Annotated in this window: 19 protein-coding genes; 1 reads left to right on the top strand and 18 read right to left on the bottom strand. The window is 50.9% G+C overall.

Annotated elements, in window-relative coordinates; all coding sequences use genetic code 11:
- Positions 1-108: 108 nt before the first annotated feature.
- The 18 genes from ACGHM3_RS09630 to ACGHM3_RS09545 form a co-directional block, all read right to left on the bottom strand.
- Positions 109-2,214 carry a flagellar hook-length control protein FliK gene (locus ACGHM3_RS09630; protein ID WP_390518015.1) on the bottom strand — a complete coding sequence of 702 codons (2,106 nt, stop codon included), beginning with the start codon at positions 2,212-2,214 and terminating at the stop codon, positions 109-111.
- A gap of 323 nt (positions 2,215-2,537) precedes the next feature.
- Positions 2,538-2,897, bottom strand: a complete 360-nt coding sequence (locus tag ACGHM3_RS09625; protein ID WP_345418891.1) for an Hpt domain-containing protein — start codon at positions 2,895-2,897, stop codon at positions 2,538-2,540.
- Positions 2,898-3,367: 470 nt separating this feature from the next.
- Complete coding sequence (locus ACGHM3_RS09620; protein WP_345418886.1) at positions 3,368-5,056, bottom strand: fused response regulator/phosphatase; 1,689 nt, start codon at positions 5,054-5,056, stop codon at positions 3,368-3,370.
- Between the two features lie 296 nt (positions 5,057-5,352).
- Entirely contained in the window at positions 5,353-5,658 is a 306-nt protein-coding gene (locus ACGHM3_RS09615; protein WP_345418883.1) for an STAS domain-containing protein, read from the bottom strand.
- Between the two features lie 321 nt (positions 5,659-5,979).
- Positions 5,980-6,867 carry a TIGR01777 family oxidoreductase gene (locus ACGHM3_RS09610; RefSeq protein ID WP_345418880.1) on the bottom strand — a complete coding sequence of 296 codons (888 nt, stop codon included), beginning with the start codon at positions 6,865-6,867 and terminating at the stop codon, positions 5,980-5,982.
- A 65-nt stretch (positions 6,868-6,932) separates the two neighbouring features.
- Positions 6,933-7,382, bottom strand: a complete 450-nt coding sequence (gene fliJ, locus ACGHM3_RS09605) for a flagellar export protein FliJ (RefSeq protein WP_345418876.1) — start codon at positions 7,380-7,382, stop codon at positions 6,933-6,935.
- Positions 7,383-7,489: 107 nt separating this feature from the next.
- Positions 7,490-8,860: a flagellar protein export ATPase FliI gene (fliI, locus tag ACGHM3_RS09600; RefSeq protein WP_345419145.1), complete on the bottom strand. Its 1,371-nt coding sequence runs from the start codon at positions 8,858-8,860 to the stop codon at positions 7,490-7,492.
- A 28-nt stretch (positions 8,861-8,888) separates the two neighbouring features.
- Positions 8,889-9,827 (bottom strand): flagellar assembly protein FliH, encoded by a 939-nt coding sequence (locus ACGHM3_RS09595; RefSeq protein WP_345418873.1) that lies wholly within the window; start codon positions 9,825-9,827, stop codon positions 8,889-8,891.
- Positions 9,828-9,866: 39 nt separating this feature from the next.
- A complete protein-coding gene (gene fliG / locus ACGHM3_RS09590) occupies positions 9,867-10,904 on the bottom strand; it encodes a flagellar motor switch protein FliG (protein ID WP_345418870.1) in 1,038 nt (345 codons plus the stop codon).
- A complete protein-coding gene (gene fliF / locus ACGHM3_RS09585; protein ID WP_345418867.1) occupies positions 10,897-12,606 on the bottom strand; it encodes a flagellar basal-body MS-ring/collar protein FliF in 1,710 nt (569 codons plus the stop codon). Before fliF ends, fliG begins: the two co-directional genes overlap by 8 nt.
- Before the next feature lie 21 nt (positions 12,607-12,627).
- Positions 12,628-12,999 carry a flagellar hook-basal body complex protein FliE gene (gene fliE / locus ACGHM3_RS09580; protein WP_345418864.1) on the bottom strand — a complete coding sequence of 124 codons (372 nt, stop codon included), beginning with the start codon at positions 12,997-12,999 and terminating at the stop codon, positions 12,628-12,630.
- 468 nt (positions 13,000-13,467) lie between these two features.
- Complete coding sequence (locus ACGHM3_RS09575) at positions 13,468-13,665, bottom strand: PA3496 family putative envelope integrity protein (RefSeq protein WP_345418858.1); 198 nt, start codon at positions 13,663-13,665, stop codon at positions 13,468-13,470.
- Between the two features lie 198 nt (positions 13,666-13,863).
- Complete coding sequence (locus ACGHM3_RS09570) at positions 13,864-15,306, bottom strand: sigma-54 dependent transcriptional regulator (RefSeq protein ID WP_345418855.1); 1,443 nt, start codon at positions 15,304-15,306, stop codon at positions 13,864-13,866.
- Positions 15,307-15,339: 33 nt separating this feature from the next.
- Positions 15,340-16,557: an ATP-binding protein gene (locus ACGHM3_RS09565; RefSeq protein WP_345418852.1), complete on the bottom strand. Its 1,218-nt coding sequence runs from the start codon at positions 16,555-16,557 to the stop codon at positions 15,340-15,342.
- Between the two features lie 257 nt (positions 16,558-16,814).
- Complete coding sequence (locus ACGHM3_RS09560; RefSeq protein ID WP_345418849.1) at positions 16,815-18,263, bottom strand: sigma-54 dependent transcriptional regulator; 1,449 nt, start codon at positions 18,261-18,263, stop codon at positions 16,815-16,817.
- 691 nt (positions 18,264-18,954) lie between these two features.
- Positions 18,955-19,206 carry a hypothetical protein gene (locus tag ACGHM3_RS09555; protein ID WP_345418846.1) on the bottom strand — a complete coding sequence of 84 codons (252 nt, stop codon included), beginning with the start codon at positions 19,204-19,206 and terminating at the stop codon, positions 18,955-18,957.
- 274 nt (positions 19,207-19,480) lie between these two features.
- Positions 19,481-20,569 carry a hypothetical protein gene (locus ACGHM3_RS09550; RefSeq protein WP_345418843.1) on the bottom strand — a complete coding sequence of 363 codons (1,089 nt, stop codon included), beginning with the start codon at positions 20,567-20,569 and terminating at the stop codon, positions 19,481-19,483.
- Positions 20,570-20,610: 41 nt separating this feature from the next.
- Positions 20,611-23,553 (bottom strand): SdrD B-like domain-containing protein, encoded by a 2,943-nt coding sequence (locus ACGHM3_RS09545; protein ID WP_345418840.1) that lies wholly within the window; start codon positions 23,551-23,553, stop codon positions 20,611-20,613.
- A gap of 444 nt (positions 23,554-23,997) precedes the next feature.
- On the opposite strand from ACGHM3_RS09545, the gene ACGHM3_RS09540 reads away from it, so the two are divergent.
- Positions 23,998-25,110, top strand: coding sequence for a flagella assembly protein FlgT middle domain-containing protein (locus tag ACGHM3_RS09540; RefSeq protein ID WP_345418837.1), 1,113 nt, complete (start codon positions 23,998-24,000; stop codon positions 25,108-25,110).
- Positions 25,111-25,186 lie beyond the last annotated feature (76 nt).

Genomic DNA, 25,186 nt, shown 5'->3' with positions numbered 1-25,186 from the left:
ACCTGGCGACTAAAAAACCAAATGGGTTTAAAAGCCGGCATTAGCGCAGAGGTGGGGAGGAAAAATTGGCCGCCGCGGCGGCCAGAGGGGGTTATTCTGCGGGTTTATTCACACGTACTGATCGACAAGATATTGACTCATTACCACGGGCGTACTGTTTTGCGCCTCAGCTACGGCACCCGGCTCGGTATTACCAGCAAGCGCTGGTTGGGCTGCGCTGCCCCGCTCGCCACCGTGCTGGCTGTCTTTGCTGTCTTGAGCTTGCTGATCCGATACGCCTACGTCAGTGAGCTCTAAGCCCTCGTTGGCAAACATTTCTCGCAGCCTGGTGGCCTGTTGGTCTAAGGCTTCCCGAACCTGGGCAGAGTGGCTGGTAAACACCACTTGCGCCTGATCCTGCTGCACCACTACCCGGGCTTGCAACGGCCCTAGCTCCGGCGGGTCCAACTGAATTTCAGCTTCGGTAACGCCCTGGGAAGCCATCCACATAACTTTATCCGTCACTTCACTGCCCCACGACGCAGAGCTAACCGATTGAGGAATGGCCAGTTGAGCCAAAGGGTTAGTAGGCAGTTTGCTTTCAAGATTGGCCAAGGCGTTTGCCATGGACGTTACCGAAGAGCCAGACTGCAACAGTTTTAGCGCGTTCTTAGACAGTATCCCTTCCAAGGCATCCTCAAAGCTAGCCATGCCGTCGTCCAACATCTCGGCTTCTTCCTGGCTGGCAGTGTGATCACCCAAGGCGGCGGTGAGTTCAGCCAAGCCCTTTGCCGCATTATTGGAATCCGCTTTTGACACGGTGCTTTCCCGGCCCAAACCAGCGTCATCCAGCGCTGGCTCCGTTATTTCGTCGGCACTGGTGGTTACCTGCCAAGTACTATTGAGATTGGCCGAGGTGATTTTTTCTGGCTCACCAGCGCGCAGGTTTCTTGCCGCCGGCATCACGTTGGTTACGGGTTGTTGTGTGGATTGCGCCGCCGACTGCTCAGGGCTGGGTTCCAACGCTTGAGACAGCGCGGTTACTGACAGGTTTTGTTGATCCGCAGCGCTTTGCGTACCTCGAGCCTTTTGCAATTGCAGATCTGCGGCAGATTCTGACGCTAAAATTGCTTCAATATCCACTGGGGATGAGGTATCTGACGAAACATTAGCCACTGGCTGCTTTAGGGAATCAGACCGTAGCTGAGCCAAATCCTCTAAGTCGATATCGTCTGCCATAAGGGGCTCAGTCGAAACGGTGTTGGGAGTGGAGGTAGACTCAATGCGAGCATTGAGTGTGTCCATGCCCCAACTGTAGGTTTGGCTGCTGTCATCCAGTGGGCGGTACGCCTCAGCTATTTCGTCCGCCAGCGCCCTGGGGGCAATGTCTACGGGCTCCGCCATCGGAGGTTGCTGCTCTGCGAGCACCGGCGTTTCTGTCATCAAAGGCTGACTGCTGGTATCCAGAGTATCTACTTCAATGCTCTCAGCGGCGGTCATCAGCCGCACAACCTCAGTATCCAATGCGGCCAATTCGCCACCGTCTTCGGAGGCCTCACTCACCCAGTCAGATTCACTCAGCACGGGGCCATCGATGTTGCTGACTTCATCCACCCCGGACGGAGCAGGCTCAGTCACAGTAAGCGGCTGCCCGGTAATCAATTGATAGGGAAATTTATCGATGATCTTGGGCTCGGCTGGTAATTGCTGTGAATCGCTGGGCAGCATACGGGGCGCAATGTCTTCTTGCTCCCCGACTACCTGTTGATTAGCTATCTGCTGATTCGTCACCTGCTGATTCGCGGTTTGTGCCAAGCTAAGCTCTTCGGACAATTGCGCAAGGCCTTGGCTTAAGGGGTCTTGCGGAATGGGTACAGCCCACCCTCGCTGGGCACCGTCGTTTGCGATGGCAGTGCCCTGGGCACTCATTAACTCGTGCAGTGTTGGCTCGGCACGGAACGAACTGGCGTGCACATTGGCGCCGAATATTTCTTGCCTTGCAGACAGGCCGATCAGACTTTCTTTACCACTGTCTAGGTTTGAGCTCGATGAATGCGTTTGCTGCTGGCCGCTCATCAACTTAGCAAAGTCTTGCTGAGTAACCGAGTTACTGGTTTGCGGCGAAGTTACCTTCGTTGCGGGAGACAAGTTGACCGTACCCTGTTGGCCAGTCATGCCCCTTAGTGTCGTCGTCGACGACAGATTCAATAGCGGTATTCCAGAGGTCATATTCATTACCGGAAATTCATTGCCGTTTGCCGCTTGCAAGGTGGCAACAACCGGCCACCCAAGCGATGAAAGCGCACGTACAGTAAGGGGTTACCTGGGCTCCCCCGAACCTAGCGCAGTGCGATACTGCTTCGAGGTTTAGTTTTGCAAAGGTAGTGCCATTGAGGCGAAGCACTTGAGGCAATATTTACGGAGGGTTTTTAGACGCTTGTGACCTAACGTAAAGTCAGGGCGCAGTAAAGACCGGGTGACGTAAAAACCCGGCAACGAAAAGGCCGGACGCAGTGGCCCGGCCGCGCCTAGCGGGGAATAATTTGGCGGTAAGCGATTTAGTGGCGAGTGATTATGTCGTTCAATTCAACCTGCATTAGGCTGTACAAATTTTTTATATCGGTCAGCAACACCGATGCCTTGTCCAAAGACTCTTCCTGAGCCAGCGTCTCTAGCTGAAAGCATAATTCGGCCATGGGTTTGGCGCCCACATTAGCACTACTGCCCTTTAGACTGTGCGCTGCCATACGAATATCTTGCGCGGGCGCATAGCTGTAAACCAGTGACTCTAAATCCTGAAGCCGTATTTTCGAATCTTTGGCGTATACCGTGAAAAGCTCTACCATTTCATTGCCCATAATCATGTGCAATGTGTCCATTACTGTGGCATCAAAATACTGATAACTTTTGTTTTCCATGCTTGTTCTTTCGACCTTCTAAAAATAACGCCGTCTAACTTGCAAGGCTATAAACGCCATAAAAGGCGCAACTACAAACCAGTTTTTAACAGACTAATGCGTTACGACATAGAGCGCCATTATTTTCTCCGTCCAGGTTCGCTGCATCGAAAAATAATGATAGTTCAAAAATCTAACTTCAAACCACATTAGGCTGAGCTTGAGAATTGAACCGCGATATCACTGGCGCCGCCAGTCGGCTGCCAATTTGAGGGGTTTTATTCCAGGTTACAGCTATTAATCTGCCGGCAAATAATAACCATTCATAGTAGATCAGCAAGTAGCCAAGGCCGGCTTTTCGTAAAACTTATTTTACTTGTATTGGATGATCGAATAGTGCACTGCAGCACAACAGGCCACTAGCGCAACCCAAAAACGACTCTCTCACTGGAGTAAGAGCAGGCCCCCACCCCTTCTCTAAATAAAAACAATTACCCGCTAAGCGACCACACATAAATCGCCTTGGCGATATTACCTCGCCCTTCGTAGGACAAAGACTGACTAAACTGTCTAACCATATCAATACCCCGGCCGTGTAATAGGTTATTAACTCCTTGTTTGTGTAGCTGATAGTCGAACCCTGGTCCACTGTCTTCCACGCTAACCTCCAGTCGCCCGGCGTGCTGCCCCGTGGTGAGACGCAATGTAAAACGTACGTAGCCGTCGGTTAAGTTCTTTAGGCGCCGCTCTCGCTCGTGATAATAATTACTAAAACCTTCACTGTTGCGTTTATCAAACGATGATAAGCCCAGTAGTCCGTGGTCCAGGGCGTTATTGTAGAGCTCAGACAGCACGGTAAATAAGGAGGTTGCCTTGGTTCCCAATCCCGGTACCTGGGACAGAAATGTCATCAGTACGGGAATGGGATCCAATGAGTGAAAGGTCGGAGGTTTAATTTCGAACTCAAATTGCCAAGCGAGGGGCCCGCTGTGAGAACTTGGCTGCTGAATAGCATCTACATCGGCCTCCGGGGCTTTGGTAAGCACCTCAACCAAGGATAGATCGTCGGTAGTGCTGTCTCCGCCCATGTGATTTTCAACCGCCATTAAAATAGTATCGAATAACTCGTCTATTTTACTGGCATCATGCTGAGCAACAATATGATCGATGGCATCTGGGCCTATGCGCTCGTCCTTACTGTTTCTAACATCATAGATACCGTCCGTCCAAATCAAGAGGCGATCTTCTTCATTAAAATCCAAAACCTGGCACTCATCTGAAAAACGCTCTCCGGTCTCAACGCCCAAGGGTAAATGCGTGGAGGGTAATGGAATGTAATCGTCGTCCTCTTGTTGAAAAAAATAGCCCGTAGGCAGGCCACCATTCCACACGCTAAGCTTGTACCGGATAAAATCCAGCTCTGCCACAATAGCGCAACAAAAAAAGCCCCGCGGCAAAAGACTAGACATCTTTTGGTTCAGTTCGCGCAGGATATCAGGCAACGAAAAACCGGTTGCTACCATATTATAAAACGATGACGCCAGCGGCATTGAACCTAGAGCTGCGGGTAAACCGTGGCCGGTAAAATCCCCCAATAGCAACATCAAATTGCCGTTTGGCCGGATGCTTGCTAAAAGAACATCTCCATTAAATACCGCCAGCGACGACATATGATGCCGAATGGTACCGCAATCTAAGCTGCCACCACCGGTGATGGCATCGTATACGTGCTTGGCTACCGACTGTTCTTCCAGTAATTGCTGATGATGCTTTCTGAGCTGGTTGCGGTGCTGCAACAAGCTATTTTGCATGGTACGCATGCGACCAAAGGCAGACATCTTTGCTTTTAAAATACGCGGGTTAACCGGCTTGGTAATGAAATCGTCGCCGCCGCTATCCAGGCAACGCTCAATAAACTCGACTTCATGTAAACCGGTGAGGAATAAAATAGGAATAAAATCCTCGCCGGCAAGTTTCTTTACCGCACCGGCAAGCTTCAGCCCATCCATTTTGGGCATTAGCACGTCTAGCAGTAAAATATCCGGTCGATACTTATCAAACAGTTCAAGCACTTCAGCTCCATTACTGACCGACTCACAGGCATAGCCCAAATGCTTGAGTAGTTTACACACCAAGAAACGATCGGTTTCGCTGTCGTCTGCGATCAGTACTTTTAACATAATTTCACTCTACCTTGATTGGCGCCAAGCTTAGCAGCTTTATGAGGCCAGAGCAGTGGCTGCGCAATACAATGAGCGGGGACTTCTGAAGTAAGCTACGGCCGGGACGGTTTCCGGGGATCGCCGCATAAGAAATAACGAATAAGCACTACAAATTGGACAGTTGCCAATGCGCGGTACAGACACAGGGTTTTAAATCTGAGGAAAGTCGCCGAGAGGCGCTCTATATTGCTGGTACGCCCCAACGCTAGAATAGCGCTAGGGCTTGTGAAAAAGACCACCGTTGTGATGGGCAATTAGCTGATGGTGAATAGATCGTCAAAATTGGCCACTTCCAAAATGCTACGCACTTCGTCGTTACAATGGGTAATGGCGATATTAGCGTCGTTACCACCGGCGAAATCCCGTAATATCAGCAGCATGCCAAGTGCTGAGCTGTCGATAAACGATGCTTGTTTCATATCGATTCTGATATTGCCAGGTAAAGGGTCTAGCGACTCATAGGCTGAACGAAAATCATTGTGTGAGCTGAAATCAAAACGACCGATAATGCTAATAACCAACGATTGATCGGGGACGTCTATCTTTGCAGAAACTGCCATAACTACTCCTGTGACCAGTTACATATCCCGTAACTGGTGCAGAGACCTAAGGCTTGCGCTTAGGGCCCCTAATCCAAAACTTATTTGCTGTCTTTATTGTTGGGCTGTGCATTGGTATTTGCCAGTGCTTTCTGCCCAACGGTTAACGCCTAAACCCTCAGGAACCGGTTCAATATTTTATTGTTAGAGTCTTTACGCTCGATATTGCCGGCTATCAAATAAGTGCGCGATTCTACCTTTGTTTTCATGCAAATTGCCATTAGAGATTTTAAATGGGGCGATAAAGATAATTATTTCTAATATTAGTGGTTGGACGAACGATCAAATTAAGTCTGAAAATGCAGACTCAATTGTCGGATACTGAAACTGGAATTCTTGCTCAACTAACCGATCGGGCAAGACGTATTGACTATCTAGCAATAATTGACTCGCTTGCCCCAACCCCAATTTGAGTACCCATTGCGGTACCGGTAAAATCGCCGGGCGTTTACACGCCTTGGCCAGAGCGCGAGTAAATTGCGCATTGGTCACCGGGTTCGGAGCGGTAACATTAACCACCCCATTGATGCCCTCACCGTCGACTATGTTGTTCAAAATTCCGGCCATATCGGCTATATGGATCCAAGACATCATCTGTTGACCATGGCCGATCCTACCGCCCAAGCCGAAGCGAAACGCCGGCAGCATTTTCGGCAGTGCTCCGCCGGCTCGGCTGAGCACAACCCCAGTTCTCAGCACCGTCACCGTCCTGGTATCGGCAAGGGACAAGGCCTCGGATTCCCAGTCTCGGCATAGCGCCTGGGCAAAGTCATCGCCACCCTCGATGATCGCCGTAGATTCATTCACAGCCATGCTGCCGGTATCACCATATATGCCAACCGCCGAGCCACTGATTAAGCGCTGCGGGCCTCGCTGGGATTGCTGAATCAGCCGAACGAGCTTTTGTGTCAGGTCTATGCGGCTAGACCGAATGGCCTGTTTACGTTGAGGGCTCCATCGTTTACCCACGATGGGTTCACCGGCAAGGTTCAGCACTAAGTCGTAGTCGTTGAGGGATTTCAGTTGGCTTAAATCGTGGACGTAATCGATGTTGGGCGGCATGGAATGCGGTGCCGCTTGACGAGTGAGAACAGTAAATTGATCCTGGGGCCGTTGGGAGATCCAGTAACGGCCGATTAGCCCGGTACCACCGGTAACAAAGATTCGCACGACACACTCCTTTTTGTGTTTCGTCGATGTTTACGGCAATTAACTGACGATAGATTAGAAAATGACTAGTGCAGCGCGCTGCCGCCCCCAATCATGGTTCGCGAAATTTCATCCAGCTCTTTTTGTAGGCGCTGCTGCTCTAACTGGCTCTCTTCACGCTCGAGTTTCTCTATCAGTTCGCCGAGCTTCTGCTTGCGCTGATATTGAACCATCCACTGTTGCTGGGCCCTTTCGGTTTGTTGCCGTAGGATGTCCACTGTTTCGCTTTGGGTTTGAATCATCTGGCTGAGTTGAGACATAAAGTTGCGCTGGCCAATCATTTGCTCAACGTTGATGGAGCCCAATTGGTTGATTTGAGTGGAATACTCTTGGTTGTAATTAGCAATTTGTGTCAGTTGATCCGATTGCGATTGCAACTGTAATCGCTGCTGCTGCAGCTGGGTGGCCGCATCGGATTCAGCCTTTTCCGCCAAATTCAATACCAGACGCAAACTCTTCGTTCGATCGTGTTTCACGTTATCTAAAACCCCATTTGCCAATGTCGTAACACAGACTACCTATGCACAGTATCCCCAAAATAAGTGTAGTTGAGTCTGGAATTTTTGCTTGCTGGTCTGGTTTGCTAGCGCCCTGCTTTTAAGGGACTGGGCTTACCTGGCCTAGCAGCCGCCCCTGCAGTGTTGGCGCCGGCACTGCCGAATAATCCCGCCAATGCCGCCGTGGCTTCGGTAAAGTTGGTGGGTTGCGTCATTGGCTGGCACACAAAATCCCTCATTGACGCCTGTAATGCTATGGCTTGATCGGTTACTGGATCCGCGCCTTGGGAATAGGCGCCAATACTGATCAAATCTTTGCTTTGACGATACTTGGCCAATAACTGTTTAAAGCGCTGCGCTTGTTGCAGTTGTTCCGCCGACACCACCGCGGGCATTACCCGGCTGATGGATGCTTCAATATCTACCGCTGGGTATTGTCCCTCCTCTGCCAACCTGCGCGACAGTACGATATGGCCATCGAGAATAGCCCGGGTGGCATCAGCAATGGGGTCCTGAAGGTCATCGCCCTCGGTTAAAACCGTGTAAATGGCGGTAATTGAGCCGCCGCCCTTGTCGCCATTACCGGCGCGCTCTACTAATTGCGGAATTTTGGAAAACACCGAGGGAGGATAGCCTTTGGTGGTGGGAGGCTCACCGGTGGCAAGCCCAATTTCTCTTTGCGCCTGGGCGTAGCGTGTTAAGGAATCCATCAGTAAAAGAACGTTCTTACCACGATCGCGGTAATATTCGGCAACGCGCGTGGCCAATTGCGAAGCGCGCAGCCGCATCAGTGGTGGGTCATCCGCCGGCGAAGCCACTACCACCGAACGCGCCAATCCCTCGGGCCCTAGGTTATGATCTATAAATTCTTTTACTTCTCGGCCTCGCTCACCGATTAAACCAACCACCACGATTTCTGCTTCGGTAAAACGTGTCATCATACCCAGCAGTACACTTTTACCCACACCACTACCGGCAAATAAGCCCACCCGCTGACCGCGGCCAATGGTCAGTAGCGCATTAATGGCACGTACGCCGACATCCAACGGCTCGGCTATGGGATGCCGTTTCAAGGGGTTGATTAAATTCGGTGTAAACTGAACACGATCTTCCCCGGCCCATTTCGGTAGACCATCCAAGGGTTCGCCCAAGCCATTGATAATGCGGCCAAGCAATTCGTCACTGGCACGCATGCCCATCTGTTCATTCAGTGGTACAACCCTGGCGCCTTGCCGCAGGCCATCGAGGTTTTGGATTGGCATCAAATACACTTTTTGGTCAGCGAAGCCAACCACTTCCGCCTCCAGGCGCTTGCCGTTATCCAAAACAATGGCGCACTGCTGGCCCAACGACGCCTGCAAACCCACGGCTTCGATGGTCATGCCCACCACCCGCACGAGGCGCCCTTCGGCCACCGGCGCAATCACCGGAGCTCTTGTGGGGTTGTACTTTTGCATCCGCTGCAAGGGAGTAGTACGAATAAAATCAGTCACTGGCCGGCCCTGTTGGGTTCTCACTTGAGTTGTCGCTTTGCGCATCACCGGCTCGGGATGATGCCGAGTCAGGTTGTTTCATCTCTCGGGTTTCTGTCGCTGCGGCGGTTTCGTCTTGGCTGACGCTAGCATCGTCCGATTGGGTTTCCGGAAATAGTACCGGAGTTTGGTCCGAAGACTGTGATGCCTCCGCACTACCCGCTAGCTGTTTACCCCGAAATTGTTCTAGAGCCGCCTCAATCCTAGCCTCAACCGTGGCGCTCAATTGGCTGTCATCGGTTTTCAGCCGACACCCTCCCCGACTGAGTTGTGCATCGGAGCATAGCTGCCAGCGCTCTTGCTCGGCACTGTGCTGCTCTACAAACTGAATATCGTCTGGGTGCAAAAATATTTTGATCGTCTTGTCGCCCCCGGGAAGGGCCGCCACGGCCTGTTGAACTACTGTCAATATCTGTTCAGGCCGAGATTCCAATTCCTGGCCAATAACGGCCTTAGTGATGGTGACTACGCTATTGAGAATAATCTGCTCAATAGCGGTATCTTGCTCCTCTATGGGATTGGTAAGGGCAGCGGTCAACTGTGCCAAGTATTGCACTTGTTGATCAATGGCGGTTTTGGTTTCTTGATAGGCTTTGTTATGGCCGCTCTCTTGGCCGTGGGCTTCACCTTTGGCAAATCCCTCCGCGTAAGCCTCTACTTCAATCGACTTACGCAGCTGCTCCAGCTCTTCGGCGCTGGGTAGGTGAATACCCTCGGCCTCCACATCCTCTACGCTTTCGGCTTGGCTACCGTCGTCCCAGTCCTCCACGGTCTCAATGGATTCGTGTTCATCCAGCTCAACGCCTTCGGCGGTGGTTCTGGCCTCACCGCTTTGGTTCGTCTCATCCAGCGACGGAATATTCCAGGGTTTCCATGAGGTAGGCTCTGCCATGATGACTAACTACATCAACTCTATGGTGACTAACAGACGCTAAAGCATCTGTTCGCCACCGCCGCCGAGATTGATTTCTCCGGCATCGGCCATACGGCGAGCAATAACGAGGATTTCTTTCTGCGCGCCTTCCACTTCGGATAGCTTGACCGGACCTTTGGTTTCCAGATCGTCTTTAAGCAGCTCGGCTGCGCGTTTGGACATGTTTTTGAAGATTTTTTCTTGAAGATCTTCGTCGGCACCTTTCAAAGCAATGATGAGAATATCGGAGGACACTTCGCGCAACAGCGTCTGGATACCGCGATCGTCCACTTCTTTCAGGTTGTCGAAGACGAACATCAAATCCTGAATCTGAGTACCCATATCTTCGTCTACGTCGGTGATGGACTCCAACAGGTCGCTGGCAATACTGCTGTCCAAACTGTTAACAATTTCTGCAGCGACTTTAATACCGCCCATGGTTTTGGTTTGCGAGCCAGCACTGCCGGAGAATTGTTTCTCTAGAATGTTATTGAGTTCCTGCAAGGCGCTTGGCTGCACACTATCTAAGGAGGCTACCCGCATCATAATTTCTAAACGCACTTTATCCGGAAAGAAAGATAAAATTTCAGCGGATTGATCAGAGTCGAGATATGCGATCACAATGGCTTGGATTTGAGGGTGCTCGTTGCGGATAATATCGGCTACACTGCGCGCCTCCATCCACTTTAAAGTATCCAAACCAGTGGTATTACCACCGAGCAGAATTCGGTCGATAAGGCCATTGGCTTTGTCTTCGCCCAACGCGGTAACCAACATATTACGGATGTAATTGTCGGAACCCATACCCAGACCGGTGAGGGTTCTAACTTCGTTTAAAAAGCCCGACAACACCGCCTCAACTTCCATTTGTTGTACGTTGGATAATTGGGTCATAGCGGTACCTAAGCGCTGAACCTCTTTCGGCCCCAAGTGCTTTAAAATTTCTGCAGCGTCGGCCTCCCCCAAGGACATAAGCAGCATGGCGGCCTGTTCCAATTTGGGCCGGGTAGAAGCGGCTTGGCCGCCTTGCCCATTGGCGTTGTTATCGTCAGCCATCTTCGTTAATCCAACCTTTGATTACCAACGCTACCCGACCGGCGTCTTCGGCGATCATGCCGCGTATGGCATTGAGCTGTTGTTCATAACTTTCTTCGGGGCTTGGCAGTGCCAGGGCGTCGCCGCCGCTGAGGGTAACGGCATCATCGGACAAGCCGTCGAAACCATCTAAGCCAGAGGCTTCCAATGCGGCCAGCTCACGTGCCTCCTCGTCCTGTTTCACTTTCACGCCAGCCGCGGCAAGGCTTTTTAGAACCGGCCGCAACAAGCCTAGCAGCAAGGCAACGATAATTAACAAGCCAACCAACTGTTTAATAATGCTTTGGAACCAAGGCTGTTGCCAAATGGGGATTTCGTAGGACTCTACTTCACGGATACCTGTAAACGCGCTGTTTAAAATATTAACGCTGTCCCCCCGAGCCGCGGAAAAACCGATACTGTCGCGCACTAAAATGGTAATGCGTTCCAGCTCTTCCGCGCTCCAGGGCGTGCGAACAATCTCACCGGTTTCTGGGTTAACAGACTTTTTATCATCCACCACCACGGCCACCGACAACCGCTGTAGGCGGCCAATCTGATGTTTGGTGTAACTCACCGTGCGATCCAGCTCGTAATTACGCGTGGCCTGTTTACGAGTATTGGATGGCGGCGCGTTAGCACCACCCTCGCCTTCTGGCGCAGCTTCTTCTGGCGCGGCAGCGGCGCCCGGAGGTTGATTGGTTAATGCTCCTGGAATGCCCGCTACGGTATCTGAACCAATACGTTGTTCATCTAAGGTTTGTTCACTGCGTACAGCGCCCAAATCTGGGTTATAGATTTCATCCGCCTGTTCTACTTCTGTGAAGTCCACATCGGCGCTGACTTCTGCGCGATAATTACCGTCGCCCACGATTGGATTTAAAATACTGTTAATGCGAGTAATTAAATCGCTTTCCATTTTGCGGGTAAAATCACGTTGCCGGGCAGCTTCGGCCAAGGCCAGCATTTCATCACCGGTGGACAACAGGTTGCCCTTTTGGTCCACCACTGTGACATCTTCCAGCATTAATTCTGGGATACTAGAGGCGACTAAATTGGCAATGGCCTTAACTTGTTCTGGCTGTAAATTACGACCAGGAAATAATTCTAAAAACACCGATGCCGAAGGTTTGCGCGCGTTGCGTACAAACGCAGATTGCTTAGGAATGGCCAAGTGCACGCGGGTAGATCGCACACTGTTAATGCTGGTAATGGTGCGAGCCAGTTCCCCTTCAAGGCTGCGTTGGTAACGAGCGCCCTCCATAAATTGGCTGGTTCCCAAGGGCTGCTCTTGATCCAGTAATTCGAAGCCTGAGGAGGATTCGCCGGGAATGCCGGCTTCCGCCAGCTTTAACCGCGCTTTGTGCAGTTGATCAGAAGCGACCAACAGTGCGCTGGTAGAAGGGTCTACTTTAAATTCAATTTCATTGTATTCGAGAATCTGCGCAACTTCGGATGAATCCAGCCGGTCAAGACTTCCGTACAGCGGGCGGTAGTCCTCGGTTTGAGTCCACAAAACTACTGCAAATCCCACGGCGACACTGGCGGCCAAGCCCACCATTAAACCAGCCTGACGAATCAGATTTAAATTATTAAATCCGTCGATTAAATTGTTGCCGCCGGTTTTGCGCTCGCTGGTATCGCTCGCGGCTGCCGACTCATCTAATGCCGCACTTGTTGCCATAATCTAACGTCGATCCACCGGTTATATGGGCATATTCATGATGTCTTGGTAGGCTTCAATCACCTTATTGCGCACCTGGACTGTAGCCTGAAAACCCACTCTGGATTTTTCAGAAGCGATCATTACATCAGTAATGTCTACCGATTCATCGCCGCGCGCGTAGGCCGACGATAACGCAGATGCGTTTTGCTGGAGGCCATTAACGTTATCTATGGCCTTGTTAAACAATTCGCCAAACGCCGGTGTGGTATCTTGAACATTTAAACCAGGGCGGCTAATCCCATCGGCCACATCCAAAGCAGCAGGCGACTGGCTGGGAGCCTGTACCTGGGACTTGATGTCGCGCATGTTCAGCAGTAGCTGGTTAATGTCTGGACGGTTACTGACGTTCACCGGAAATTCCTCTGTGATACCCTGGCGTTATTGGTACGCGGATCTATAAGCAAAGTGCGGTAGATTTGTTTGACGCTTATATGCTGGAGACATTAAAACGTCAGAAAACCGCCACTGCTTATGCTCTTTTATATACAGAGCACAAAATGGGCCAGAGTTTGCCAGCGGCAAGAATGTGCCCTTTAAAAGTTGCCGCGTGGCAAGCCGAGAACTTGCCGCCGGCCGAGGACCGGTTTGCCAAGCCATTAACGTTCGCAGTTATTTCTCAGTAAGGGCGGAGAACTACTTCTAGTGACTACTACTAGTGACTACTTCTAAGTACTACTAGTCACTGTATTGGGAAAATTTTTGATAATAAAAAAGAACGCGTAAAGGCGAAATCGCCACGCCGGGGGCCGGGCTGGCAAAACAAGCCTGCCAGCCGGTTTCAGTGGTTAGCCGTAATTTAACGCTATTACGAATTGGAAGTTAGTCTTCAAAATCGTCTAGATCAAACTCAAACTCTTGAATCTCTCTGCTTAATCTGCGCTCTTCCAAGGCATCTTCCAATCGCCTACGAGCATCAAGCTGTTGATTCTTTTCCGCAAAAGCTTCTACGTCGTCGCCAACCCCCGATGACAAAACGGCATCGGAGTCTATTCCATCATTTGTTAGCTGGTCACGCATAATCCCGTCCTCTACAACTATTTGTTAAGTCGCTTGCAAGAATCACCGCGGCTACAGCTTGGCTGGTGTACCACTAGACAACCCCCCACCAAGACTGAATTGGCCAACGGTCAACATTCGCGAAGTTACCGTTGAAGACCAACGCGGTCAAGCGTATTTTTCGTGTTTGAGGTGACAGGATTGTGACACTAAAACCGTTTATAAACGATCTTCTACCATTAACCCCGCGTCGCGGAATCGGGCAATTTTGTAACGCAGTGTACGCGGGCTAATACCCAGGGCTTCTGCCGCCAGTTTACGGCTGCCTTTTTGTTGGCGGATAGTGCTTACGATCACTTCAAACTCGCGCTGTTTTAAATCCTGGCCTAATAATCCCGAAGCCAGACCAGCGGTTGTATCCAAGCTTTGACTTGCCGGTTCAGTTTCCGGCCGCGGCACCAAAGACGAATTATTGGCACTATTTTCAACGGACACGTGAGTTGTATCGCCGGACAGAATATCCAGCCCAAGATCTTGCTCAGAAATGGTATAGCCTTCCTGCAAAATCAGCGATCGCTGCATAACGTTGTCCAATTCACGCACGTTGCCAGGCCAAGGGTGGCGCACCAGCGCGGCCTGGGCGCTTTCGGTTAAAGTCACACCTGAGCGATGCTGCTTGCGGGCGTGTTTAGTGAGCAGCTGTTGCGCTAGCGGCACAATATCTTCCGGCCGATGGCGCAGTGGTTGCCACTGCAGCGGCAACACACTTAGACGGTAGTACAAATCCTCACGGAATCGGCCTGCCCTCACCTCTTCCAACATGGATCGGTTTGAGGTGGCAATAACACGTACATCTAGGGCAATGGTTTTACGGCCACCTAAACGCTCTACTTCTTTTTCTTGCAGCACCCGCAATAACTTAGCTTGCAAGCCAATGTCCATTTCAGAAATCTCATCCAACAATAAGGTGCCGCCGTTGGCCTGTTCAAACTTGCCCGGTGCCGCACTGTGAGCGCCGGTGTAGGCGCCTTTTTCGTGGCCAAACAGAATGGATTCCAACATCGATTCTGGAATGGCGGCGCAGTTAATGGCGACAAAGGGTTTATCAGCCCGGCTGGAGTTATCGTGTACAAAACGAGCCAGTACTTCTTTACCGGTTCCGGACTCGCCTAGGATTAGCGCCGTGGAATCGCTGCGCGCGACACGCCTGGCCAGTGCCAACAATTCCCGGCTTGAGGGAGCCGCAGCCACCGGCTCATTGGGCGCAGATGAGCAACGACCTGCCGTGAATCGGCACACCAGCTCGGTAAGCACCTGCGGCTCGAAGGGCTTAACCAGATAATCCACCGCCCCGTCCTGGATAGCTCTTACCGACTGATTAATCGTGCCATAGGCAGTCATTAGTAAAACCGGAATGTGTGGGTAATCGCTGCGCATGTGGCCGAGCAATTGATAACCATCCATTACCGGCATATTCACATCCGACACCAACATATGGACATCGCTGCGATGTGCCATCAAAGCTAATGCTTGCTCACCATTGGCCGCCGTTTGTACGCTAAACCCAGCCAGCTCTAGGCTGTCTTTAATCGCCTCTCGGAGGCTGAGGTCGTCCTCGACGAGGACAAGATTGACGTTACGATTATCGTTAATTTCAAACATGTTCAAACCTGTTCCAATAATAGGCAAAAATAGTTATTCGCCAGTGTTGGCCTGACAGGGCAACACTATACGGGCCAGCAGCCCCGGCTGTTGCTGGTCTAGCTGAAGCTGGCCGGCGTGCGCACTCGCCACCGCTCGCACCACGGACAGACCCAACCCGGTGCCCTGGGGTTTGGTGGTAACAAAAGGCTGAGCCAATTTGGCCAACAGCGTATCGCTGATGCCCGGGCCGTAGTCACGCACACTCACGTGGAGTTGATCTTGCTCCACCGACATTGCTATGCGCAGGCGTTTTTCAGTACTGGCAGTTTCGTCGTAGGCCTGAATGGCGTTATTCACCAAATTTAGAATGGCGTTGATCAGGGCATCGCTGTTGCAGCGTAGGTTAAAATCGGTATCACCAACCTCCCAGTCTACGCTTACGCCAGATTCTGCCACCGGCACCTCCAGCGCCTCTTTTAACTCTGCCAAAAAGTGCGCTCGGTCCACTTGGTCGTTGAGTGGTAACTCGCCTTTCACAAACAGCAACATATCCCGCACCTGCCGCTCCATGTGCAGTAAACGAGACCTTAATTTATGGGAGAACCTATCACGCTGGGTTGCGGCCAAGGGTTGATCACATAGGTGGGAGGCGTACAGCATGGCCGCAGACAGCGGCGTTCTTATTTGGTGTGCCAGGGCTGATACCATTTGCCCCAGAGCGGATAAACGTTGCTGATGACTGACCTCGGCTTGTAAGCGGCGGGTTTCCGTTTGATCGGATAACATCACGATCTGGCCAGCCCCATCACCCACACCACGGGTGGACACCGACAAACGCTTACCGGTGGTGGTGGAAATTTCGTGGCCATCGTCCATGCGCCGCTTAAAACATTGCTGAGAGACTTGACGCCACAGTTGCTCGGGGAGACTGCAATCCAGTAATTGCTCCGCCAGTCGATTGCACTGGGTAATTTTGCCCTGGCTGTCGAGCAAAATAATGCCCGCCGGAACCAAATCCAAAATGGCACTTAAACGCCCATGCAATACCTGATTGTGTTCCGCCGTGGTCTCCTGCTCCGATTGCAGGTCGGTGAGTCGTTGACTGAGTTCATCGACTCGGGTTTCCAACAAACTAAAATGTCGATTGCCCGCCGAATTTGACTCCGCGCCCCAGGGGTTGGCCATGCGCTGTTTAGCAACAGCCAACAGCGGGCTGGGTTTTCTTGGCTTAACCTGGCCTGGTTTGGTCCCTAGCGACGACAAACTCATACAAAATTCCTGTGGCATTAGCATTACACGGCGCGCCACACATACGAACAAAAGCCTTTTACCTTTGCTGTAAGCGTCAAAAAACACGCCTGTTTTGAAATTCTCTAGGAAGAGTGCAATAGCGGTGCCAGATAATTTATTGCAATAAATTCAGCTATTTACCAACATCGAGCCGCTATCGCATGGAAAATGCCAGAAAACCAACGCAAAAAAAAACCGCGGTGGATTGCCGCGGTTTTTTGTTGTGACGAAGAAGTTTAACTGGTCACCTCTGCTCGATTGAGCCCATATTTTCGCATTTTTTCTACCAAGGTCGTGCGTCGAATGGTAAGCCGATTGGCAGCCCGAGCAACCACACCACCACAGTCGTCTAACGCTTGTTGGATGAGGTTTTTCTCCAGGTTGGTAAGGTACTCTTTGAGATCTATGCCATCATCGGGTAACAGCGCGGTATCCCCCATATTGACCACGTTAGGCACACCGGCTGCCGGCGCCTCGGGCATTAGGATATCCTCTTCTATTTCGACATGGCGGTATTTTTCTGGCAAATCCTGGGCACCAATGACCCCGTACGGGTGAACGATGGCCATGCGCTCTACCAGGTTGGCCAGCTCACGCACGTTGCCCGGCCATGGGTGGCGGCTCAAAGACAGAATGGCGGCGGAGTTAAATCGAATGGAGCCTCGATTTTCAGCCTCCAAACGAGAGACCAATTCATTGATCAGGATGGGAATGTCTTCGGCTCGCTGGCTAAGACTTGGCATCTCAATAGGAAAAACGTTTAAGCGGTAGTACAAGTCCTCGCGGAAAGAGCCGTCACCAATCATGTTTTCCAGGTTGCGGTGGGTTGCAGCAATCACTCGTACATTGACCTCTTGCGGCTTATTACTGCCCACACGCTCAAACACGCGCTCTTGCAATACCCGCAGCAACTTAACCTGCATATTCAGTGGCATATCGCCAATTTCATCCAGGAACAAGGTGCCGCCTTCTGCCAATTCGAAACGACCTGCGCGGGAGCTGATAGCGCCGGTGAAGGCACCTTTTTCATGGCCGAACAATTCACTCTCTAACAGCTCAGCTGGAATGGCCCCGCAGTTAACTGGCACAAACGGCCCTTTACGGCGCTGGGAGCTGTAATGTAAATTCCGGGCAACCACTTCCTTACCGGTACCGGATTCGCCGGTAATCAACACGCTCACTTCTTTATCGGCTACCTGCGCCATCATCTCGCGCACGCTAGCAATTTTTCGGCTGGTGCCAACCAAGCTGCGGAACAGATGGATGGGACGTTGCTGATTGGTTTGCTGCTTACCCCGCTCCTGGGCTTCACGGAACCGCTGGGCACGATGCAGGGTATCCATCAAGTGAGCGTAGGATGGATTCATACCAATTTGACCGATGAACAATTGGTTGTCTTGTAAATCCACACTAGTGAGATGGGATTGATTGCCAACCAATACAAATGGCAGTGAAGTATCCCAGGACTTTACTTGTTCTATAACACCGGCCAAGGCATCGGTATCGCTACCTATCATGGCGGTTACGAAGGTTTGCGGGCCGTGGGAATCTGAGGCGACGGCTTCCGCCCAGTCATTAGACCCTGCTACAACCGCCGACTCCCCCATAAATTCCAACACCACTTTCAAGTCGTGGCGCCTGCGTTGGTCATCGTCGATTACAAGTACTTTAAGTTCCTTCCACATTCTTCTTTGGCCTAAATCGGTGTGTGTTTCTCTGGCCCGAGCCAAACCTCGGCGGCGTAAGCCTTCCCTGCTGAGTTTTACGCCAGCGTCACCAGTACAAGTTATGTTGTTTCAAACATCGAAGTACACAGAGCTTGGGGGGCGTCATTCTAAGCCAAATTAATGGCTGCCTGGTAAAAAAATTAGACCAGCAATTGGCTAAAGTCAATTTATTGTCTGTGTTAAAAACTGTCTAAACTGACAGAATGCTGACGCGAAACAACACTACCAAAGCGCCCACTAACCGCTGAAACCCGGGCACAATCGGGGCTTTGTCAGCACAGGTGCAAGCTTCACGAAATGGACGATAGGCCTTTGATGCTTATCAATTTTTTCAAATCCATTGCATAAACTGGGGAATCAGAGCTTGGTGAGTGAGTAGAAAAATTACAGTTCTGGAGAGCAAAGCTATCGCTATGGCGCAAGAGTGATCAATTAATCAACAGGCAAAGTGTGACGGGCGGTTTGGCTTAAGGCGCCAAAGGCTAAACGCGTGACACAGTCTCTCTTTGCTTGGACCAATCGTTTCGGATGGCGTAATCATCGGCTTCCACCTACCACAAAAAAGGCCCATCAATCGATGAGCCTCTTGTTTGTTGTGCCCGCCATACCGTACCGCTCTGAAGGCGACTAGAACGGCAACTAATGACTACTAGAAGGGATAAGGCAGTTGGCAGTCGTCCAAACGCTCCGTGACGTGGCGATACACGCTGAGGGTTTGCCGCAGTTCAATTTCTTTAGTTCGCTGGTCGAGTTTTGGGTCTGCCAATACTAGATTAAGGGATTTGTTGATCACTGTATCTAATTCGATCAAACATTGATCTTCTTGCAGGTACGCAGCCAACGGCATTCTGCGGCGTGCTTTTTGTAAGCGATAACGATTTAAGTTTGCGATGCTCGACATAACAGTCTTCTCCATACCTTCAATTTCTTTAACTTGGTATCGGCATAAGCCGCCAAAGTTAAAGCAAAGATTCCGTATTTTTCGTTGTTTTATGACTGATTAATTTAAAGCAGCGAGACCGATTTGAACCTCCACTACCAATCACAGATTTCAGTATAGTGACGAAAGCCATAGCCGCTTTTGTAATGGCCGTTATTTTATTGCTTTTGTGAACTCACCGGCATTAGTGGGTAATGCACGCCACCTCTTTCGCGAAGCCGCGCCCGAAAGACGATTAACGCAGGGAATAAAAACAGTAACGCGCCAGGTTACGCCGCTGCTGAATCGCCAGAGAGTGAGTATCACCGGCTTCCTCTGCTACCAAGGCGGCATTGGTTATGCCTTCGTTATTCTGCCCACCGCGCGTACGTGCGGCGTTTAAATGGCCATAACAAACATCGGCGTAATTGGCGTTTGGTAGCTCTTGCATTGGCGCCTGGGCGCTGGCCATAAGATAATTATTGCTGATATTCCCCTGGCGACTGGCCACCATAAATCCGGGTTGACCCGCCTCGCCGGGCACCATTTGGCCGGGAAACCAGCTGCCTGAGCGCATGCGTGTTTTCGCTTCTACAACGTAGTTTGCATAGATTTTGATTTGCTCTGGGCTAATTAAATTAGGGTCTAAATCCAAATTGGCATAAGCGGCTAATTTTAATTCTTCGTTGGTATAGAATCCCTGCGCCTTGCGCAGGATATCTTGTTGGATGTCGTAGTTCTTTTTTTCCGCGTCTTTGTAGTCTTCAGCTTTACCAATTAAAAAACCGGCAATCCCGCCTATGGCGGCCAGCACTGGATCTGCCGTGGTGGCAGCCGAAAGAATGGTTCCCATAATAGATTTCGAGAAGGACTGCTTCTTCACCAGTTTATTCAAGCCCTGCTCTACTTGTTCAATCCGTTTGAGCTGCTGCTCTTGGATTTCCATTTGTTTCATTTGGATATCGGTGAGTGCTTCGGTGGTTTGCTGTTGGGTGGCAACGGCCTGGGAAAAATCCACCTCGTTAAATTCTGTCACCGGAGTCATACTACCAGCGAGCTGTGCCGGTAACTCACCTGTTGTCGCCAGTGTTGACTGGGAGACAGGCACAGCCGTCGTCACAGGAGCGGCAACTGCGATTGGTAACGGGTTGGTGTCCTGGTTTTGATTAGTCACCGCAGGGCCTAGCTCGGCCTTGTTCGGGGTTGCGGTGACAACGGCCGGTGGTGGTGGCATGGCCACTGCGTTTTCAATATCGAAAATACCTTCAATGGGCTCCAACGCCTGACCATAGCTCAGTGCGCTTAAGCAACATAAAAGTGGTGCAATGCCGAGCAAATGCTTCATGGATTTCACTGCGATAGATTCTCCAAGTTGGACTTTCAGGGCTAGCGGTTTTGAGCCGAAATAAGACTGAGTGTATTTACCGAATGACTGCCAGGATTTACCGAGGAGGTTTGCACTTCGGCATCACTCAGCCCTGCTGGAACCGATAGTTTATTGGCAGCTGTGGGAACCCGGTACAGTGAGGCGCTGTCTGGAGTTGCAGCAGACGTTACCGGCAATGCACTGGCGCGATCACTGCCCGGTCGCGCACTACCGGTCTGAGCCAAAAAGATATCAACGCCGCCAACAAAATTACCGGTGCGATCAATAATAACGCTGCGATTGTTGCGCGCATCGGCGGCTTCACCGGTGACTCTAACCAAATACTGGCCTGGCAACACTCGCTCAAAACTATAGAAGCCATCACTGGCGGTAACGGTTGTCGCCACCACCTCGCCACCAGCTTTCACTAACTCGATACGCACACCGCGAGCCTCTCGGTGGCTGCCATCGGACAAGTAACGGAACACAGTCCCGTCTACGTCACCGGCCCGATAAAACGGCAGGTCAACTTCAATAACCTTGCCCGGGCGAGCTTCAACGGCGAACATGTCGCCACCGTAACGCATGGAGTAATCGTCGATGGTATCGCTTTCGTAAACGATGTCCGATGGAAACCAAGTGCGCACATTGTCTAATGTGGCGACACCCACGTCATCCGATTCCGCCCGTTGACGGGTTTGCAGTGAATGCACTACTCCACCGCTGAGCAATCGCTCACCCAAATCAAAGCTGCCATTACCATTTTCGTCTTCAAATAAACGTGCTTTTACGGTACCGCGATTGGAGATAGAACGACGGTCGACCATATAGTAGTTACCCAGGGCACCGGAACGGGAACCCATGGGCATTAGCACGTTTAAGTTGCCTGAGACATATCCGGTATCGTGGTAGGCGACGGATGGTGTGATGGTTAAATACGGTGTGGTCCATTTCATACCCACTCGATAGGTATCAGTGTCGGTGAGTAGTGAATGGTCGTAGTCAAAATTGACATTAACATCGCGGCTTAAACGCAGACTGGAAGCAACTCCGATACTGGCCAGTTCGGCCTCGGGTTGAATTTGATAACTGGCGCGCAGGCGTGCGGTCAATGGGCCTAGGCCTGAACCGACAAAGAGGTCGCCCAGCAGTTGATCTTGCACCTGCTCGTCGATCAAACTTTCGATGTATTCGAAGCCGGTGCTGAAATTTAAACGGTTGTAACCGCTGGAGACGATAAACCGGCTGCGATTTAGGGAATAATCTTCGTAATTGATCTGTGAGCCATTAAACAACGCCGTTACACCAAACAGCTTGGCTTTGATCACAGCCTCTAGGGTGGATTCGCCGCGGTCTATCTCGGTGTCAGTGAGCGGATCGTAATAGGTTTCCCCCTCTTCCTGCTGGCCGAATTGTGTGTACGACAAGCGATAACGAAAGGCACCGCGACCACCGCCCAAACCGTAGGTGATGTCAAAGGGATTGTCATTAACTCGGTCCGCCTGCACCGACAATTGCTGGCCTAGAATATTGGCAGCAACGCCCACTCTATAAAATTCATCGGCGCGGTCATCGGCCAATAACCGTTCTTCGGAAAGGTCCAATTCATCCCAATGGCGTAAGCTGTAACCGGCATTAAACGACAGCCAATTGGTCATGGCAAAACGGCTTACCACGTTGGCCTGCCAAATACTGGAGTTATTATTGGCGTTATCGCTGTATAGCCGCACGTTGGGCTGGGTAAAGGAAACACTGTAACGCAGTTTTCGAATGTCTTCCGAATCCTCGCCCACGTATAGGTTACGGCTTTCCACCTCACGTTCACCGTTCGGGCCGTAAAATACCAAGCTGTAGTTATTGTTGCCCTGGGTCAGAATTACGTCATCGAACCGGTAGCGGCCGTCCTGGCCGATCTCTTGGTAGTCGATGACGCTGTCATCCAACAATAGCTCCACTTCCCAGCCAGGATAATGGTTACCCTCAATAGAGGTAAAATCACGCATAAACTGGCTAGTTTTAGCCTCGTTAGACACCAACACACCGCGACCGTAGCTGGATAACGCCCCTGGGGCATCAATATCGCCGAAGGAAACCTGGGACAGCGATAACGGGCCCAACAGGTCTCTCTGGGCAGAGTAACGGTCGAAACGTACGCTAACGTTATTAATGCCGTCTTCCCGCGAGCCGTTGACGAACACGTTACTGTTCATATAGCCCAGGTCGCCATTGCTAACCAATGTATAAAACGTTGACCGCAGGGTTTCATCTTGGTCTTGCAATTTACGCACGGTGTGTGCCACGCGTAAATCCGCAGAAGGTATTTCGATTAGGCTATAGGGAACATCAAGAATGGGGTTTTCGTACTCGCCAATGCTGTCCAAGCTGGTTAAAACCCGGTTGCGGCGCTCCAAGGACTGCTGAAATGGCAGTGAGACTTCGCTATCCACGGTGGCGTAGGAGTCAGACAACTTTAAACCAATATCCAGTTTAAACATTTGCTCCAACGCCTGCTCGGAGGCATATAAAAGCCCATCGTGTTCAACCAAGGCTTTTGGTGGCAAATCAAGCGTTTCTTTTCCCACTTTAATCTGCCAGCCGTCGCCACCGTAGTCTAAACTGAATTTTATTTTGTCATTCAGTTTACCTTTAGCCGAATTAGCCTGCAGTTCGATGGGCATCTCCAACACACCAATGATATCCACCAAAGCGAAATAGACGCTGTTTTGATAACGGTAGCCTTCTAGGCCCTGGCCCACTTGGTATCGTTGATAGCGTAAATCCAAAATAACCAGATCGTCCTCGCTAAACACCTGGGCCGCCGCCTGGGCCGCCGCCTGCTGAATACACCAGGGTTGACCCGATATCACCGCAGTAACAACGAGAGCCCACGTTTTTTTTGCGCTAGGAGTTCTGCCAACGGAGCTTAAAGCTCGCCCGCGGTTGATTAACGATGGTAGTTTCATACAGGTATCCCAATGTTGTGCCCCAGCACAACTGCTTTAATGTGATCGACTGATTTGATACGGCGGCAACTATTTGCCGCTTTTCTCTGAGGGCTATTGCCTATTGCGGAAACTGCTTTCCCCTAACATTGTGCCGGGTAAAAACCACTGCTAATTGCTGTGCCCTAAGCGATAAATTAACGACACTCGGTCATTTAGAAAATATAAAAGGCGTCAAAAATTTATCGTAATAACCTATAGCCCATGGGATTTTGCAATTAGAATGCCATCCAACCTTTTGGTGTTCATCAGCCCAGAAAACGCTTTAAATACTAAGGTCTTAGGAAAAACTCTGGCCACTGTCCAACGCCGACTGACCAACCCAATTTCGTCGAAGTTCAGGCACAGGTATTGCACCCTGCCGGGTTAAACCGAATGATCGCTGACGAAAAATGGACTCTACGTATGTTTGCAAATAAAGCCATTAAACCCTCTCGCCTAGGCCACTTGGCCCGCATTACCATGATCAGCATTGCACTGCAAGGCTGCGCCGCCACCGGCGAATTTATCAGTGATACCATCGAACAAATTAGAGATTTGGATTATTTTTTAGGCAATAAAGAGTTGGGAGAAAACGAGTCGCCATCCGCAACCGGAGCAGCCGATACGGGGTTTAGCACAGTAGGCTTAGAATCACCGGCCGCCGGCGCAGGCCTAACTAACCTCAGCCGTGCGTGCCTGAATATTCCGGACCCGCGCTTTAATTACCGTAAAAAGGTTGCCTTCCTGGGCTTTGATATTGAAAACCCCCATCAAACCGTGGATCTTGGGGCCATTCATCAAGAGCTGCCGCGGATACTTGGGCAACGTATGGATAGAGACAGCTTCGTCGTCATCGACGCCTCCGGCGAGAAATCGCCCAATGCCGTTGCTCATGCCGAGTTGGACGTGCCGGCCTATATTCGGCACATTGCCCAAAAGCACAACACGCAATTTGTGATTGCCGGAATCATTAATAACGCTGCCCACGTCGGTGAGCCTCACTCTCTAATGCAAAAGGTGAAAAATATTATTCCTGGCCAGCCGGCCAAGAAAAACCGAGCGCTAGAAATGACCCTGTCGGTATTCGATGGTGCCACAGGCGCTATAATTGACGAAAGCTACTATCAAGGCCGGGCGGAAGATCAATGGTCTATGAAAGGCAAAAACCGGGTATTGACGGCCCAGGGCAAAAACGACCATTTTGCCAATTTATTGGATACCTATCTTAATCACCAAACGTCGTGGTTAGCAGATACGCTCACCTGCCTACCCATGCAGGCGAGTGTTACTTCGGTATCCGGCTCTGCAATAACCTTTGCTACGGGCACCGAAGCTTTAATCCTACCTGGTGACACATTAAAACTGCTACGCCGAATTCAATTACGCCACACTCTTGATGGCACACCCCACTATCGTTACGAAGAAAACGGAGAAGTTGTTATTACCCAAGTCTATCCAAACGGTGCTCTCGCCCGCTTTAACGGCGGCACTCCGCCCTACCAAGTAAATCAAGGCGACATTGTTCAAGCCTGGTAAAGCCCAGCCGTTAACTCCAATAGCAGCCGTTGTTTGTTGAATTAAGCGACTGCTAAGAGGTACAAAAAGTGAACAG

Source organism: Halioxenophilus aromaticivorans, assembly GCF_042850945.1.
Lineage (GTDB): Bacteria > Pseudomonadota > Gammaproteobacteria > Pseudomonadales > Cellvibrionaceae > Halioxenophilus > Halioxenophilus aromaticivorans.
The sequence above is the reverse complement of the archived record's forward strand: the minus strand, read 5'-3'. Positions and strand labels throughout refer to the sequence as shown.

What these genes read in the sequence shown, in the direction of transcription:
- ACGHM3_RS09630 (WP_390518015.1), bottom strand. Translation starts at nt 2,214, where the DNA reads ATGAATATGACCTCTGGAATACCGCTATTGAATCTGTCGTCGACGACG.
- ACGHM3_RS09625 (WP_345418891.1), bottom strand. Translation starts at nt 2,897, where the DNA reads ATGGAAAACAAAAGTTATCAGTATTTTGATGCCACAGTAATGGACACA.
- ACGHM3_RS09620 (WP_345418886.1), bottom strand. Translation starts at nt 5,056, where the DNA reads ATGTTAAAAGTACTGATCGCAGACGACAGCGAAACCGATCGTTTCTTG.
- ACGHM3_RS09615 (WP_345418883.1), bottom strand. Translation starts at nt 5,658, where the DNA reads ATGGCAGTTTCTGCAAAGATAGACGTCCCCGATCAATCGTTGGTTATT.
- fliI (WP_345419145.1), bottom strand. Translation starts at nt 8,860, where the DNA reads ATGCAAAAGTACAACCCCACAAGAGCTCCGGTGATTGCGCCGGTGGCC.
- ACGHM3_RS09595 (WP_345418873.1), bottom strand. Translation starts at nt 9,827, where the DNA reads ATGGCAGAGCCTACCTCATGGAAACCCTGGAATATTCCGTCGCTGGAT.
- fliG (WP_345418870.1), bottom strand. Translation starts at nt 10,904, where the DNA reads ATGGCTGACGATAACAACGCCAATGGGCAAGGCGGCCAAGCCGCTTCT.
- fliF (WP_345418867.1), bottom strand. Translation starts at nt 12,606, where the DNA reads ATGGCAACAAGTGCGGCATTAGATGAGTCGGCAGCCGCGAGCGATACC.
- ACGHM3_RS09575 (WP_345418858.1), bottom strand. Translation starts at nt 13,665, where the DNA reads ATGCGTGACCAGCTAACAAATGATGGAATAGACTCCGATGCCGTTTTG.
- ACGHM3_RS09570 (WP_345418855.1), bottom strand. Translation starts at nt 15,306, where the DNA reads ATGTTTGAAATTAACGATAATCGTAACGTCAATCTTGTCCTCGTCGAG.
- ACGHM3_RS09565 (WP_345418852.1), bottom strand. Translation starts at nt 16,557, where the DNA reads ATGAGTTTGTCGTCGCTAGGGACCAAACCAGGCCAGGTTAAGCCAAGA.
- ACGHM3_RS09560 (WP_345418849.1), bottom strand. Translation starts at nt 18,263, where the DNA reads ATGTGGAAGGAACTTAAAGTACTTGTAATCGACGATGACCAACGCAGG.
- ACGHM3_RS09555 (WP_345418846.1), bottom strand. Translation starts at nt 19,206, where the DNA reads ATGTCGAGCATCGCAAACTTAAATCGTTATCGCTTACAAAAAGCACGC.
- ACGHM3_RS09550 (WP_345418843.1), bottom strand. Translation starts at nt 20,569, where the DNA reads ATGAAGCATTTGCTCGGCATTGCACCACTTTTATGTTGCTTAAGCGCA.
- ACGHM3_RS09545 (WP_345418840.1), bottom strand. Translation starts at nt 23,553, where the DNA reads ATGAAACTACCATCGTTAATCAACCGCGGGCGAGCTTTAAGCTCCGTT.
- ACGHM3_RS09540 (WP_345418837.1), top strand. Translation starts at nt 23,998, where the DNA reads ATGTTTGCAAATAAAGCCATTAAACCCTCTCGCCTAGGCCACTTGGCC.